We start from the raw sequence: 14,743 nt of genomic DNA, 5'->3' as shown, positions 1-14,743 counted from the left end.
TCAGGGCTTCTTCGTAGCTTTGGTTCGTAGCTGGTAATGCACGCGGGCAATGTCCCCCATGTTCGAGCCTTCGGCGGCGGGACTCTTCGCCGCGGCTTCGATGTGGCACAGCGATTCAGCGTCCTTACCCAGGACTTCGTAGTACAGCCCCAGATAGAGGTCCGCATAGAATCTGGCGCGCGTGCCGGCGCCTTCCGCCGCCTTGCTCACGTCGGCGGGCGTGGCCTCGCCGGCGAAAAGCCGATGGATCTCGTGCATCGGGACGCGCGGATCCTCGGTGATAGGGATCAGATGCTCGCGCGCCTTGGCAACCGATCCGTCGGGCGCGCGGACGGCGCAGAGGAAGTGCCACACCGCGTTCTCCACATCCTGCGGATTCACCGTCTGGTGCAGCGCAAACTGGTCGACTCCCTTCTGGTACGCCTCGGCATAGTAGTAAGCGATGCCACGCTGCCAGTGCCCTGGCGCGAGCTCCGGCACCAATTCGATCTCGCGATCATAGTCGGTGATGGCCTCTTGGATCTTCGCCTCTCGAAAGCGCTCGCTCCCACGCAGGTGCAACAGATTGGCCGCGGCACGGCGGGCTCGGACAATATTCTCATCCCCCACGGGATCGAGTTCGAGGAGCGGGTCGAGCAACTCGAGCGCTCGGTCGAGATCGCCCGCGGTGGCTGCCTGCCGGGCAGCGGTGATTTTTTCGACCACGTCGTCGGCGTAGGCCGAGGAGGTGATGCCCAGCAGCAGGAACAAAAAGAGCCGAGAGTTCATCGTCTGGCGTCCCCGAATTCGTGGCTACTATTGCCGAACCACAGAGAACGGGGTGTTCCACCGACGCTAGGGGCCGGTCACCCCATCATTCCACCCGTCCGCAACGGTTGCCGCCGCTTGGCGCGATCGGCTTCTTGGCGCCAGCCCGCGGCATCTGCGTGGAAAAGATAAGGGACTTCGAGGACCTCCGCCAGCCGGCGCATGAGTCGTGCGCCGCCGGCAAAGTCTCCCGTCAGCAGAAGTGGAAGGCGCAGAACATTGTCTTCCTCGGGCGTCGCCAAGACGAGCAGACCCTGTACGGCCCAGGTGACCGTGCGCTCATTCGTACCAACGACGACTACTTTCCAGGGACAGATCTGGACGCCCTGGACTAGACTGCGAGGGATCTTGAGCTGACGACGATCCGATTTTCCCAGGAAGACCCATTGCAATCCGGCCAGTAGTTCTGTGTCGTCTTGTTGCGGTGGAATGGGAGCGTTCAATTCAAGGTCACCGCCACCGATGGGGATCGTGAGGCGGGAGAGCCGCTGATAGCCCGACCGCATGAGCAGTCCGATCACGAAGAACGCGGTGCCCCCCACCATGACGGTGATGAGAGTCGCCGCCAGAATGGAGACCGGCCAACCACCAACTTGCAGGCGGGAATGAAAGATCCAACTCCATGTACCGGCGCACAACAAGAGAAATCCGCCGCCGAAGCCGATCAGAAAATGTTTATCTTGCCGCCAATTCCGTTCGCTTGGAACGAAGTTCCACTGTCTTGCATCGGCGACAAGTTCGTGCGTCACGCGATGATGCACGATCGCCCCCTCAAACGCGACAGGCTCTTGGGGAATCTTGGGAAAGCACGACGCGTCCGCATGCCGCACGCGAGCCGGTGCGAGGAAAGCCCTGATCGACCAGGCGAGCAACGATCCGCCGACGACGGCAAAGGCTCCGATCGCGAGCAGGGCCAAGAGACCCGAGAACTCGCCGACGGGAAGCTGTCGGGCGACCACAAAGTAAGTCACCACGCCCACCCCGCAAAAGAGCGCCCCCAGCACGGCCAGCAGGCCGTGCGAAGGAGAATGCACCCGCGATTCTATGTCTTGCCAAGTCGATCTGCCTGCCACATACGACTCCTTCGGTCTGGCGAGGCATCGGCAGGGTAGGGGGCCGAACGGCCGTCGCCATCTCAAGTCTAGTTCAGCCTGAGTCGTTTGCTCGAGAGGACTCCGCGCGGGATTTTGCCCGTTCGAGCATCTGCCGAAACGCCGGCTTCATCTTCGAAGCAAAAATTCGCTCGACGAACCAGCCCAGGACAGGGATCGGCACCCGAAACGAGGTGCGCCAACGCACCCGGGTGCCCCCGGGCGCGGGCTCGAACACCATTTCGCCCCCTTCGTGCCGGAAGGGGAGCGGCTTGCCGCTTTTTCCTAAGATCTCCGTAATGCGGTACGAGTAACGGCGGGGGGGTTCGAAGGCCGTGATCTCCTCGCAGAAGCGCATGCCGTCGGCGGTGATCTCGCGCACGGCCCCCAGCCCGTTGCGGTCGGGCGAGCCTTCACGCGTCAGCCGGCAGACGCTGCCGCCGATGTCCCCCAGAAAGCTTTCGTGGTCGGAGATGAGGTGAAAAACCTTCTCGGGCGAGGCCGCGATCTCGATATCGGCTTGCAGATCGTACACGGTCGTAAGCTCGCAGTGGGGAGTGACATCTCGGCATGACGGTTGGCGTATCGGGATCGCCCTCGACACGCGTCTGGGGCGCAAGGATAATCGTTGCGAGCAGAAACGGTAGATCGCGACCGCGGCTTTCGCCAATTTTCGGAGGAGAGAAGAACATGTCGCTGGCCAGGTGGATCAGTCTTGCTTGCCTCGTCTTCTCCGTGGCCTCCGTAGCGCGAGGCGAAAACTGGCCGCAATTTCGCGGGCCCGCAGGGACTGGCATCCCCAGCGAATCGCGCTTGCCCACCACCTGGGCGCCGGACAAGAACATCGCCTGGCAGGTCGAAATCCCCGGCCAGGCCTGGTCGCAACCCGTGGTGTGGGGCGATCGAATCTTTATCACCACGGCGATTCCCGAGGAAGAGAAGGCCGATCTCACGGGTGGCCCGACCGTGGAGGATAAGCAAGAAGACGAATACAAGACGAAGGCGCCGGAATCCTCGTCCGAGACAGCCAAGCCTGACGAAGCCAAGCCCGACGAATCGAATCCGGCCGAGGGTGAAGATGAGCGGCCGCGTCGACGTCGCGGCGGTGGCGGGTTTGGTGGCGCATTGCCCGATCGCAGCTATCGCTGGAAGGTGATCTGTCTCGACGCCAACTCGGGCGAGGTCCAATGGGAGCAGCTCGCGCACGAAGGCAAGCCGACCATTCCGATTCATCGCACCAATACCTATGCCTCGGAAACGCCCGTGACCGATGGCGAACGCGTGTACGCCTATTTCGGCTCCGAAGGGCTGTACTGTTACGACCTGGCGGGGAACCTGCTCTGGAGCAAGAACCTGGGCAGCTACCCGATGATGCTGGGTTGGGGCACCGGAAGCTCGCCGGCCTTGGACGAGGGCCGTCTCTTCGTGCAGTGCGACAATGAGAAGGAGTCGTTCCTCGCGGCCTTCGACGCGAAGACGGGAGCGGAACTGTGGCGCGTGCCGCGCGAAGAAAAGTCGACCTGGGCCACTCCCTTCGTGTGGCACAACAAGGTACGTACCGAGCTCGTGGCGGCCGGATCGAAGAAGATGCGGGCCTATGATCCAGCGACGGGCAAGCTGCTATGGGAAACGACCAACGCGCGCGGTCGGTGCTCGGCCACGCCCGTGGCGACCGACGAGTTGCTCTACGTTGGCGTGGGTGGTGGACCGGGGGGGCTCGGCCCCTTGCTAGCGATTCGCGCCGGAGCGAAAGGAGACCTCACGCTCGAGAAGGATCAGACATCCGGAGAGTTCGTCGCCTGGATGGCGCAGCGTTCCGGACCGCCCATGGCGTCCCCCCTCGTCTATCAAGATTGCCTCTACATTCTCGACCAAGGAGGCGGCATCATCGCCTGTTACGACGCGCAAACCGGCCAGCAGCATTACCGCAAACGCATCGACGGGGCCAAAGGCTTCACCTCCTCGCCCTGGGGCTACGACGGCAAGATCTACTGTCTGGACGAAGAGGGCACAACGTTCGTCATCCCGGTCGGCCCCGAATTCGAGGTCGTTGCGACGAACAAGCTCGACGATCGTTTCTGGTCGTCGATGGCGGTCTCCGGCAATCACCTGCTGCTGCGCGGCGTGAACCGGCTGTACTGCATTGCGCCGGAGTGATGCGCGGAGGCGAACATCACGCCTGCCGACGGCAATGCCAGCATTGCTGGCAGCGATAGAATCCTCAAGACCGACAAGCTTTCTGCTAAGCATAAAGCTTACGGAATCCGATGACTCCCAGAGCGGGGACCTTGCGCGAATCGAGCGCAGGCTGCCTTTCTTCAACCCGCGTGAATTCTTCTGGCGTTTCGTCGCGGCATCTTCAAGACAGGGGGGGCCCTGGAATATGTGCCATCGCATGGCCTGCGCGCTCGTGGCGAGCGCGCTCTGTAGTGGATGGTTCTGGAACGGGGCGCGCGGACAGGATTTTTCCTACGCCACCCCAGCACCCTCTGAAGCCTGGAGCGAGCACGTCGCCTACCACGTCTCGGACGAAGCTCCGCCCGAAGTGGTATCCGCTCCGGATGACGCCTGGTCGGCGGCGGCCACCGACTATGGCAGCCCCCCCTGCGACTCGTGCCGTGGCTACGGCGGCGATTGCGCGTGCCGTGGCGATGCCTGCTACGAAGACGATTGCTGCGACTCCTGCTTCGACGAGTTTTTCTCGTGCGGCTATCCCAGCGGTCTCGCCGCCGGAGTGGAGGCGACCTATCTGAAGCCCGATTACAACGACTCCAACTTCTACCTGCCGGCGGAGTACGACCGCCAGGCCGCTCCGCGTATCTGGCTGCAGGGGCAAGGGCGCAGCGGCTGGGGTATTCGGTCGCGCTACTGGGACTTCGACGCGGATCAAACACGCGCCGGCTACCAGGACTTCGGCGACTCGATCGCCGCCGCGAACATCTTCGAGGAACTAGAGGCAACCGCCATCGATCTGGAACTGACGCGTGCCTTTCAATTTGCGGCACTCAAGGGCAGCTTCAGTCTTGGGGCGCGCTATGCGCGTTTACAGCATCACCTGACGCAACAACTTACAATCTTCGACCTGAGCGGCGGTGGCGGGGACGACGTCACGGCCATCTTCCAGCAAGGTAACAGCGGCCTGGAAGGCACTGGCATGACGGGCGCCATCGACTTGCGACGGACTCTGTTCGGTTCGCGCCTGGCGGCCATCTGCAACTTGCGCGGGTCCTATGTCTGGGGCCAGAATAAGCTCGGCATCGACGGTGCAGTCATCGAGGCGGTTCCCGTAGGACCGGGCGATCTCGATCTCAACGACTTCGAGCAGTTGAACCTGAAAAGCTCGCAGAACGACGGCATGTGGATCGGCGAGCTTCAGGCCGGTGGCGAGTGGAGCGTGCCGATCAGCTCCAACTATGGAGGCGGAAATGCCTTCGTGCGGGTCTTGTTCGAGGCCCAGTGGTGGCGGCTGCCCGGCGCCACGCTCGTGAGCGATCAGATCGACGTGACCACGTCCACACTCGTCCATGAGTTCATGGGCGTAACCGCCGCGGCGGGGATTACACGCTAGTGTCTAGCGTTTCCAGCGAAGCGACGAACTTCGTCGGGGTCGCACGGGCGGCGGCAAGAACGCCCCGATAAAAACCACCGCCTGGTGGACCGGACGACTTGCGTCGCCGCGGCCCACCAGGCCCACCATCCCACGGACTCCAGCGTTTTGGCGCGCCGGGCCGTCTGTTTTGGCAGTGGTTTGTGCTTCCTTACGTTACGAACGGGTCGACAGGATCTCGATGCTCGTGGCGATCGACTTGCCGTCACGTTCAGTCGTGGTGACGCGGATGCGGTCACCTTCGCGGAGCGTGTCGGCGGCGACGGTCTTGCCACCCGAAGTGAACTTCACCTCGTTGGCCAGCACGTGCGTGTGCGTCGATTCGCCAGCAGCGTCACGCATGACGAGCGTTTCGCCGTCCATGCGGACGAACGTGCCGTCGTGCGAGGCCCCGCCGTAATACTTCTCGATTTCCTGGGCCCAATTGGCGTTGGCAATGTCGGGCCAATGATCCTGGTTGAAACCAGGGGCACGTTCGAGCGTCTGCTTGTTCACGTCGAGCAGCATGTAGGTTTTGTCCTCGTCGAAACGCAGGGCGAACATGCGGAACGGTACCGCGAACAGCTTGTCGCCGACGCCCAGAAAGCCGCCGACGGACAAGGCGGCGTACTCGACCTTGCCATTCTCGATGTTGACGACCAGTTCGTTGATCTTCCCGACCTCTTCGCCGGCCTTGTTATAGACTTTCATCCCTTCGAGCGTGGACGTGCGGAACGAGCGCGTCGCCGCCACCGTGGGGCGTTCGGACGGTGCGTTCGACTTGCCTTCGTCGGCGGCCAGGCTGCCGGCAATTCCAACGACGGTAAACAGCGCCAGGCAACTGCCGGCCAGAGCCAGCTTCTTAGCGATCATCATGACAATCTCCTTCAAATCTTACGTGTGGTGGAATGGAACGTCGTGACATGAGTCTTTCTTTCCTGCGAAGCGTGTGAGTCTTTGTCGAGCAAGTCGCATACCAGAATGGAAAACGATGTTTTTTTGCGGTTTCGGGGGGAGTAAAACGCCCCGGCGCTGAGCGTCGCGAAACCGCGCTGACGACTAAGGAATCGGATTGGTCGGCGCGATCGAGGTCAGCTCACTCTGACTGGCGGTCGCACGTTCGTATTTGTTCGGGCAATCGAAGTACCTGGCGAATCGCCGCACCATTTGCAGGTTGCCCTTCACCTGGGCGCGGCCCGACATGATCTCGACCGTGGGGTTGGCCACGCCGAGGCACATCTTCCGCCAGGTCAGACCATCGGTCGTGATCGAAGCCTGCGCACGGGGCGTTCCTGGCAAGGGAGCGCCTTCCGCCACTTCCAGCACGCCATAACGCAGCGTCAGCACGAAGTTGCGCTGCTCGTCAGAGATGAGCACGTAATACGTCTCGTGAATATCCGCCGTTTCGTCGCTCTTCAGGCTCAGGGCCATGGCACGGAAGAAGGCCTCGAGCGGCACCTGTCGCAAGGTTTCGTCCGAAGGGCAGGGCCAGGGCTGGTTCTGCCAACCGCCGCTGCGCAGCTCGGTGGCCATGCTGGCCAAGTAGGTCTTCGCGTCGGTGGCTTGCGTCTTTTCCGCCAGGCCTTCGAGCGACGCGGCCAGCGACGTGTGTACCGCTTGTTCCGTGGCGACATCCTCCGCGGCGTCGTGATCGATGCCGGCGCGTTCGAGCTTCGACAACAGATGCACGGCCCAGGCCGCGTCCCCCTGCTCGCGGGCCTGGTTGGCCGCGGCCAGCACCACATCGGCCCCCCCCATCATTTCGATCTCGCGCTGGGCGGCGACACTCGGTGCGACCGGCTGCAACGACTCGGGACGTTCGTCGAACCATCCGACGTAGCTCGAGTACATCGTGCGGGCCGCCCATTCAACGCAACCGGTCACGGGGGCAAGATAGGGGCTCTCGACCAGGTGCGCCGGCAATTGCAGCTTGGCGGCGAACTCATCGACCGGCTCGCCGCGATTGATCGCTCGCAACGTCGCATCACGCAACCACTGAATCGTGTCGCGATGGATGGTCAACGCCTCCAGTACTTCAGCCGAGCCGGAAATCGGCAGGTGATGCGCCGAGATAAGGTGTTCCGGCGCCAGCGATCGCATACGATCGAGACTGGCAATCCAGCGATCGGCGTTGCGCTGGGGGCTGCCTCGCAGGCCACAAATCTTCGGAAAGGCGCTAACGAAGTTATCGCCAGCGATCAACGTTTTGGCCGCGGGAATCCACACGAAGAGATGATCGGGAGATTCGCCCGGGGCGGCGTAAAGCTGGAACTCGACGCCTCCCACCGTGAAGACCAACTCGTCGTCGAACGTCTGATTTGGCAAACGAATATTCGGAACCCCTTCGAGCTGCGAGATCTCGGGCATCCTTCCCCAAGCGGTCGCCGTGCGGTCTCCCTCGGGCAGCAACATGCCAAACTGGCGAATGCCTCGGCGCATCTCGGCCGATTGCAACAGGACGAACTGGCGCAAGAACTCTTCTTCCAGCGCCCGTGTGCCGTAAACTGGCACGTCGCGATTGGCCACCCACACGCCGGCGCCCCCCAGTTGCTCGATGCCGCCATGTGTGTAGACGATCGCCTTGACCTCACCCGGGGCGACCTCTTCCATCTGCTCGCAAATCAACGCGGCCTGCGGGCTGCACGAACCGGTATCGATCAGCACGTTCCCCTCCGGCGTGCGAACGAGAACGACGTTCGCCAGGTCGTAACCCACGGCTACGAACACCTCAGGCGTGACCGAGACGATCTGCGGTTCGCCCACGTGTTCAGCGAGAAAGGTATCGACCGAAACAACGGCTGCGGTATCGTCCGCCACGTCTATAGCGGCCGCTGCCGCTTCGTTCTGTGTTGTGGTTGCCTCGTCGGCGCCAACAGCTCCGCTCAACGTGCCAATCAACAGCAACGTCATCCACGAACTTCGCGACGTAAGGGTGGTAAGCATGGGTGCAACTCGCGATCGCCAATCGAGGGGTGGTGAGGGGGTTTGCTTTGTGTCTTTCGATTCCGCGTTTGTGACCAACTGTCTCACCGAGGGAAAAGGCAGATGCTGTGCCAGAAAAATGGCACTGCCGGCATGAGCCGCGCCCGCAAAGTCCGCAACTACGCAAATACAGCCGAGTTACTGGCGGCAAAAAAAAGCCGAAACGCGTCGCAGATGGGTGGCTGGCGCAAGGCCGTTACAGAGAGTGTGCTGGGCAAAATCGGATTGGTCGTTTACACACCGCCCCAAGTGGGGAGTTCGCATGCACTCGATGTCCGATTGCGCATGCGCGGTGTGAAGAATGGCGGAAGCCAAGTAAGAAACGCCCCAGAAGCCGACCCAGCTCGAGTACACCAGGCGGAGAAGTGCGAATATCGTGCGACGAACCCAGCGACGCCATTTCTGGGCGCCATGCGGCCGACTGATCTATTGCAAGGCACTCAGGTCGACAAAGTCGGCCAGGTTGCCCGCGGGAATTCGGGGCACGGCCCCTCGATCGCGGGCGTGCAGCCGCATTTTCACCTGGTGACCGGGAGCAAGCATCGTGGCCTTGACTTGCAGGTCGACCGATTGGTCGCTGCACAGTTCCGGCGCGAAGCGTTGCCAAATCATGGCCAGCACCGTTTTCAGAATGGCAGTGGCCCAGACGTTGCCGATGCACAGCCGCGGCCCCATGCCAAAGGGCATGTACGAATAGGGGACCGCCTGCGACGTCTTCCAGCGGTCGGGCCAGAACCGTTCCGGCTCGGCGAAGATCCGCTGCTGGCGATGCGACACCCATTGGCTGATCACCACCGTGCTGCCGACCGGCAACTGGAATGGCCCCAACTCCGTCGGTTGCATCACCACGCGCTGCAGATAGACCGAGGCGGGCAGGATGCGCATGCTTTCTTTGATGAACTGGTCGAGCAGCGGCACCGAATTGAGGGCCCCGAGCGAGAGGGGCCGATCGCCCGCGATCTGATCGATCTCGGGCAGGACTTCGGCCAGCAACTCGGGATGCAGGGCCGCCAGCGCCAACGTCCAGGTGAGCGTGTACGCGGTCGTCGACTGCGCGGCGCCGAAGAGGAGCGTGGCGTGTCCGATCAATTCGTCGTCGCTGAGCTCATGCCCCTCCTGACCTTGCATGCGCAAAAGCACAGAGAGGAAACTATCGTCGCGGTAGCCCCGTTCGCGGCGCGCGGCGATGAGCTGGCGCATCCGCGCTTCGACCTCTTCGGCCAGCGACAGCAGGTGGTCGTATTGCTGCGTGGCCCGGGGATGCCATCCCACGGCCGCCATGCCCAGGGCATGGCTGGCCTCCATGTACTGTTCGAGCAACTCGGCCATTTCGATGGCCATACCGTCATCATCGATGCCGAAGAGCAGCTTGCCGGTGATGGCCAGGAGCAGACGATTCATATCGGCCGCGAGATCGCGCACCTCGCCGGTCTGCCATTCGTCGAGCATTTGGCGCGCGGTATCGGCGAAGGCCGGCTGATACTCGGCCAGGGCAGGGCGTTGAAAGGGCACGCTCAGCACGCGGCGATGCTGCTTGTGCTGTTCGCCATTCATGCTGAGCAGACCGTGCGTCACGCGGCGCTGGGCGGAATTCTTCGGACCGCGCAACGGGCAAAAACAGGCATGAAACGTGTCGGTGTCGCACAACACTTGCTTGTTGGCAGCCGGGCCAAACGCGAAGTACAGCCGCGTTTCGTCATCCTGCCAGCAGACATAATCGCCATAAGTCCGCTCGAGCGCAAGCATCTCGCGGAGCGGACTTTCGGCCAGGTACGAGATCGGCGCCACATGTCGCGGCACTCCGGCTATGGCGTGAGCACGGATCACGCGAAGGCTCCCTCACACGATGGTTACGGACTATCCTCGTCCGGCGCCCCCGTGTCCGGGTGCGATGTCACCAAATCAACCGAGAGGCGTCTCGCTCTAAGGCGCCGGTTGCACGTCATTACTGGCAGGTGGCAGGGCAGGCGGGGGCGTGGGGAGTTCTTCGTTCGCGGTGCCCACGCGAGGCAGGTCGGCCGCAGGCGGGACACCAATCGTCGGCGGCTGACCACCGAACTCCTGGATTAACTTCGGCACGAGCTCGTCGCGACTTTCCAACTCGTACGCTTTTGCGAGATCTTTCAGCGCCGCTTCGCGATGCCCCAGGAAGCCGTACTGGAATCCCCGCACGAAAAGGGCGGCCGTCGAGTTGGGATTTTGCTGAATGAACTCGATCAAGCGGTTCATTTGCTCGATGTAATCGCGTCCTCGGTAATATTGCCCATAGTTTTCGATGACGTAGCCGAGCTCGGCCGGTTGCAACAGGTTTGCCGCTTGATGCACGAGCGCCGCGCTGGCTTCGTACTCTCCCACGGCAAACATCGTCTGCGAAGCGAACAGATAGAGCCGGCCATCGCGGGGCGATTCGACCAGGGCATGATTGGCAAGACGTGCCGCCTCTGCGTAATCTCCCGCGCGGAAGGCATCGCGTGCCGCTGGTTCGAATTCGTTCGCCGTCGCCGGTGCAGCCGTGGCCGAATCTGGATCGACTCGGCCGACCGTTACGCGCGGGGGCGAGTTGTAGTAACCGTAATAGGGGGTTCCGCCGTAGTACGAGAGTCCTGGTCCATAACCGTACCCGAAGCCCCCCACTCCGAAGGGCAGATAGGGCCAAGCGCCGAACCCGCCATACCCTCGATATCCATATCCGTAACGGCCATAGCCGTAGCCCGACCCAAAACCGGGACCGTATCCGTACCGCGAACCATAGCCATAGCGGGAGTAATTTCTACCGCCAGGGTATGCGTAATTGAATTCGCCGAAATTCGAGTAGTTTCGGCCGTGGTTTCCCGGATTGGAATAGGAATAGCGGCGTGCATCGCTGCCCCCCACACGGGCGCGAGATCCACCTCCGGGGTAACCGCCACGCCACGCTCCCCCCGGCGTACCGCGATATCCGCCCCCTGGTCCGCCGCTGTGCATGTGGCCTCCACGAGTGCCTCCTCCCTGATGTGCGGAACCGCCCGCATGCCCGCCACTGCCGTGACCGCCCCCTGGTCCACCACGCTGGGCGAGGACTGGACTTACCAAGCAGGCACTGCTCAACAGAATTGCCAGTGCGCCGATCCATGAAATCAAGGGTGTGCAAAGCATCGCTGATTGCTCCTCGTCGAGAACATGCCCTCCCTGGGGACGCCTGAACGACGTCCTGATTATCTACGAAGGCAATTCCCATGCCGTTCTACGCGCGGCACGCCGCGCGGATCGAAAGCTGGTCGACGTTCGGCAGCGAATCGTACTGGAACGTGCCGATGGTGAACTGATGCCGCGCATCGTTCGGCCCAGCGCAGCGTGGCGAGATGCTGCGCCGGGCCGTGGTTGGCGCGCTGAGCGCTAATCGGCTGCGCCGCGGTCGCGCAGCAGCGCCTCGTTGTGCCACAGCCTCAAGGCTTCTTCCTGCCGTCGAAAGGCAATGACCAGGGCAATGCCTTGCTCGCTGATGCGCCCGAGCACTTCGGCGGCCGGGGCTTCGTTGGGTTCCACTCGGGGCGCCACCTGGCAGAGTCGCCCCAAGGCCTGGCCGATGCGTTCCAACGCGGCCAGAAGCTCGTGATCGGTGTGGCGCATCTTTTCCACTTCGGTCGCCAGTTCGGGATCTTCTTGGAAGATCTGACCGAGTTCGCGGGAATGCTCTACTTCCACTCGCTCGCGCAGCGGTGGGGCGGCCGCCTGATACGCGCGCAGGGCATTCTCGACCCACCCGGGCAACTCGCCAGAAACCAGAGGGGTGAGCAAGACGCGTTCAAATTCATCGAGCACTTCTCGGTATTGATCGGTGTGTTGAGTAGCCATACATCGGTTCTCGCCTTGGTGAATGGGTGGTCGATTGTTCCATTCCGTCGCACTAGGTCTTGGAAGTGGTCCGCCGAGCGCGCGAACGCGATATCTGCGTCTTGGCACGCGGGCGAGATGTCATCGCGCCGTTGCGACGCGCGTGGGATCGCTCGCTCCCCCGGGCAGTGAACGCCGGCGGATCGCTCGCGGGAAACGATTCCTCGAGCGCCTCGTCGATGAGAGCCTCTTCTTCCAGGGAATACGCCGAGGGGGACTTCGGCTGCGGGTCGACGTCGTCGTCATCGGGACCATCGAAGCCACGATTTCGACGACGCCAGACGTCGTAGCAGTAGGCCAGGCCGCTGGCAACAACCACGCCCCCCACGACGAAGAACGTCGCCTCGGAGCGCAAAATCGCACTCAGACGTTCTCCCAGCGTGAGAGAACTTTTCGCCATTAGACGCATGGCAATCTCCTTCCGGTGAGTTTGCTGATTCGCTTGAAGTGCGTCTGCACTTTCTACGCACCAAAGAAGAGGAGCAAATCTCAGGCCGAGTCACCACTGCCCGGCGTAAGCTTCCCAAGAGCAGGATCTCTCATCTAGGGCAATGAGATTGACCGCGGTCGATGATCGTGCTGACGCGACGCCGAACAAACTGGTCGCCGCGCGGCCACCTATCTGGCAAACTCAGGTGGCAGGTTTTGTCGAACGGCCGGCGGGCGTTATCGCTCTTTCGAAACTGGCAGAAATCTCGCATCGAGAAGCGTCCCCCCCTTTCTGGATGGTCGGCAGGCAGCGTCTCCAGAAGGTGTCATTGCGGGCGATCGAAGATCATTCCTGCGGTGTGGCACACGCTGTGCATTGGCTACGAAGTATTGTCCCGGACAATGTGGAACAGTCCGCCCTAAGCACCGTTCGTCCTAAGCACCGTTTTTTGCTCGCACAGGAGGATTCGCGATGGCCAATCGAATTCCAGCCAAATCCAACAAGAATGAGCTTCGCCGTCGGGCCAAGGCCTTGCACGACGAAGTGGATACCACCGCCGCCACGGTAGGAGAGCACGCCAAGCAGGTCGGCCGCGAGCTGCGCAATGGCGTCGCGGGAGCCACCGAGCAGGCCAGCCGTGTTGCCGAAGAGAGCTACAAGCTCGCGCGCAATACCGCTGCCAGCTACGTCGAGCAAGGCCGGCAACGGGCGACCGATATGGAACAGAACGTCGAGAGCTACATCACCGAGCGTCCGCTCCGCAGCGTTGCCATTGCGGCAGGCATCGGCTTTATCGCCGGTCTGTGCTTGCTGCGCCGCTTCTAGCGTCTGGGCAGGGGCCACGCTCGAGTGCCCGTGAACGGCCACCGTATGGGAAGAAACCCCACCTGGCGAAAACCTCGCCAGGTGGGGCTGTTTCGCTTTGAGGCACGGCGAATTGTCGAGGTCGCCGTGCGTCCAGCAGACCGGTGGGGCGTTCGGGTTTGCGGCTCGCTGCCGCCTCACGACTCGTCTCGTGCGACTTCGACGAGCTTTCGCCCGAAGAGCAATCCGTCCTGTGCCGTTTTCTCGGTTGGCACAGCATCGAACCACCTTGAATCAAGGGTTTTTGATGCGACAGCACCGGTTGGCCGATGCGCACTCAACAAGAACCACACTCACGCATCTCGAATCCTTAAGCATCGCGCCGAATGCGGAAAACAGCCGTTTTACGTAGCGGCATGCGACTTGCATTCATCAATCGCGCGAACGTAGTGGGGCGAAGCCACACTGCACCTGAACAGCTCGAGGAGACATCCATGGCACGGCAATCGACCCCTCTGGCAACCGCACGACAATGGATCGCACGATTCTGGCGCGATGAGCAAGGGGCGATCGTGGCCTCGGAACTGCTGCTGATCGCGACGCTCCTGGTCATCGGACTGATCGCGGCCCTGGCGGCGATTCGCTCGGCGGTGGTCACCGAACTGGGAGACTTCGCGGCAAGCGTCGGCACGATGAATCAATCGTTCAGCGTGGGTGGAACGTCAAGCGCCGATGGCTCGTTCACGGCGGCCAGTGCCTTTGCCGATGCCGCAGACTCGGGCGACAGCGTCGGGCCCGATGGTCAGCAAGCGGGGGGCACGAGCGCCTGCATCATTGTCTGCAGCACCGTGGTCAACCCCGGCTAGACGCGATTCCTTCGCGACCGGCGCTGCGCTATGAGGAGGCTGTAGCACACTCCCTAGGACGCTACTCGAAGGCCGCCCCGCACCAAGGGACGGCCTTTTTTTACATCTGCCGAGCAGACGCCCCTGCGCAGGGAACCTCGGGTTGGAATCCTACACTTATTTTGACCGGTCGTTCGTTGACGTAGGATCGTGATCGCCCGCTTGGCGGAAGTTTTGAAGCTGCGCTTTTGGAGGTATTTTGGCCTCAATCCTCGGCAAATCAGCCCATCCTAACCCGAAGCGTGAGCGAGGGAATTCCTGCCAA

At 62.2% G+C, this 14,743-nt stretch carries 12 protein-coding genes and 1 pseudogene; 4 read left to right on the top strand and 9 right to left on the bottom strand.

The features are described 5' to 3' along the window. From KF708_14925 to KF708_14915, 3 genes are all read right to left on the bottom strand, one after another. Entirely contained in the window at positions 1-768 is a 768-nt protein-coding gene (locus tag KF708_14925) for a hypothetical protein (protein MBX3413981.1), read from the bottom strand. Between the two features lie 77 nt (positions 769-845). Next, positions 846-1,841, bottom strand: a complete 996-nt coding sequence (locus tag KF708_14920) for a hypothetical protein (protein MBX3413980.1) — start codon at positions 1,839-1,841, stop codon at positions 846-848. A 112-nt stretch (positions 1,842-1,953) separates the two neighbouring features. Further along, positions 1,954-2,433, bottom strand: coding sequence for an SRPBCC family protein (locus KF708_14915; protein ID MBX3413979.1), 480 nt, complete (start codon positions 2,431-2,433; stop codon positions 1,954-1,956). Positions 2,434-2,588: 155 nt separating this feature from the next. Between KF708_14915 and KF708_14910 the strand changes: the two genes are divergently transcribed. Both KF708_14910 and KF708_14905 read left to right on the top strand, forming a co-directional pair. Beyond that, a complete protein-coding gene (locus KF708_14910) occupies positions 2,589-4,055 on the top strand; it encodes a PQQ-like beta-propeller repeat protein (protein MBX3413978.1) in 1,467 nt (488 codons plus the stop codon). A 238-nt stretch (positions 4,056-4,293) separates the two neighbouring features. Next, positions 4,294-5,466, top strand: coding sequence for a hypothetical protein (locus KF708_14905; GenBank protein ID MBX3413977.1), 1,173 nt, complete (start codon positions 4,294-4,296; stop codon positions 5,464-5,466). 195 nt (positions 5,467-5,661) lie between these two features. Here the strand turns inward: KF708_14905 and KF708_14900 are convergent, their stop codons facing one another. The 6 genes and pseudogenes from KF708_14900 to KF708_14875 all read right to left on the bottom strand — a co-directional run bounded on the left by KF708_14900 (position 5,662) and on the right by KF708_14875 (position 12,748). Continuing rightward, a complete protein-coding gene (locus KF708_14900) occupies positions 5,662-6,360 on the bottom strand; it encodes a PRC-barrel domain-containing protein (GenBank protein MBX3413976.1) in 699 nt (232 codons plus the stop codon). 183 nt (positions 6,361-6,543) lie between these two features. After that, the gene (locus KF708_14895) at positions 6,544-8,427 is read right to left on the bottom strand and encodes an MBL fold metallo-hydrolase (protein MBX3413975.1); all 1,884 of its coding nucleotides are present in this window, start codon (positions 8,425-8,427) and stop codon (positions 6,544-6,546) included. Positions 8,428-8,892: 465 nt separating this feature from the next. Then, positions 8,893-10,293: a cytochrome P450 gene (locus tag KF708_14890; GenBank protein ID MBX3413974.1), complete on the bottom strand. Its 1,401-nt coding sequence runs from the start codon at positions 10,291-10,293 to the stop codon at positions 8,893-8,895. Positions 10,294-11,121: 828 nt separating this feature from the next. Then, positions 11,122-11,205, bottom strand: a pseudogene (locus KF708_14885) (sulfur globule protein CV1). Positions 11,206-11,841: 636 nt separating this feature from the next. Further along, the gene (locus KF708_14880) at positions 11,842-12,300 is read right to left on the bottom strand and encodes a hypothetical protein (protein MBX3413973.1); all 459 of its coding nucleotides are present in this window, start codon (positions 12,298-12,300) and stop codon (positions 11,842-11,844) included. Between the two features lie 52 nt (positions 12,301-12,352). After that, positions 12,353-12,748, bottom strand: coding sequence for a hypothetical protein (locus tag KF708_14875; GenBank protein MBX3413972.1), 396 nt, complete (start codon positions 12,746-12,748; stop codon positions 12,353-12,355). A 492-nt stretch (positions 12,749-13,240) separates the two neighbouring features. On the opposite strand from KF708_14875, the gene KF708_14870 reads away from it, so the two are divergent. Continuing rightward, the gene (locus KF708_14870; GenBank protein ID MBX3413971.1) at positions 13,241-13,594 is read left to right on the top strand and encodes a DUF883 family protein; all 354 of its coding nucleotides are present in this window, start codon (positions 13,241-13,243) and stop codon (positions 13,592-13,594) included. 473 nt (positions 13,595-14,067) lie between these two features. Next, positions 14,068-14,439, top strand: a complete 372-nt coding sequence (locus tag KF708_14865) for a hypothetical protein (GenBank protein ID MBX3413970.1) — start codon at positions 14,068-14,070, stop codon at positions 14,437-14,439. Positions 14,440-14,743 lie beyond the last annotated feature (304 nt).

The sequence above is a fragment of the Pirellulales bacterium genome, assembly GCA_019636335.1.
Lineage (GTDB): Bacteria > Planctomycetota > Planctomycetia > Pirellulales > JAEUIK01 > JAHBXR01.
This window is presented reverse-complemented; position numbering and strand designations above follow the sequence as displayed.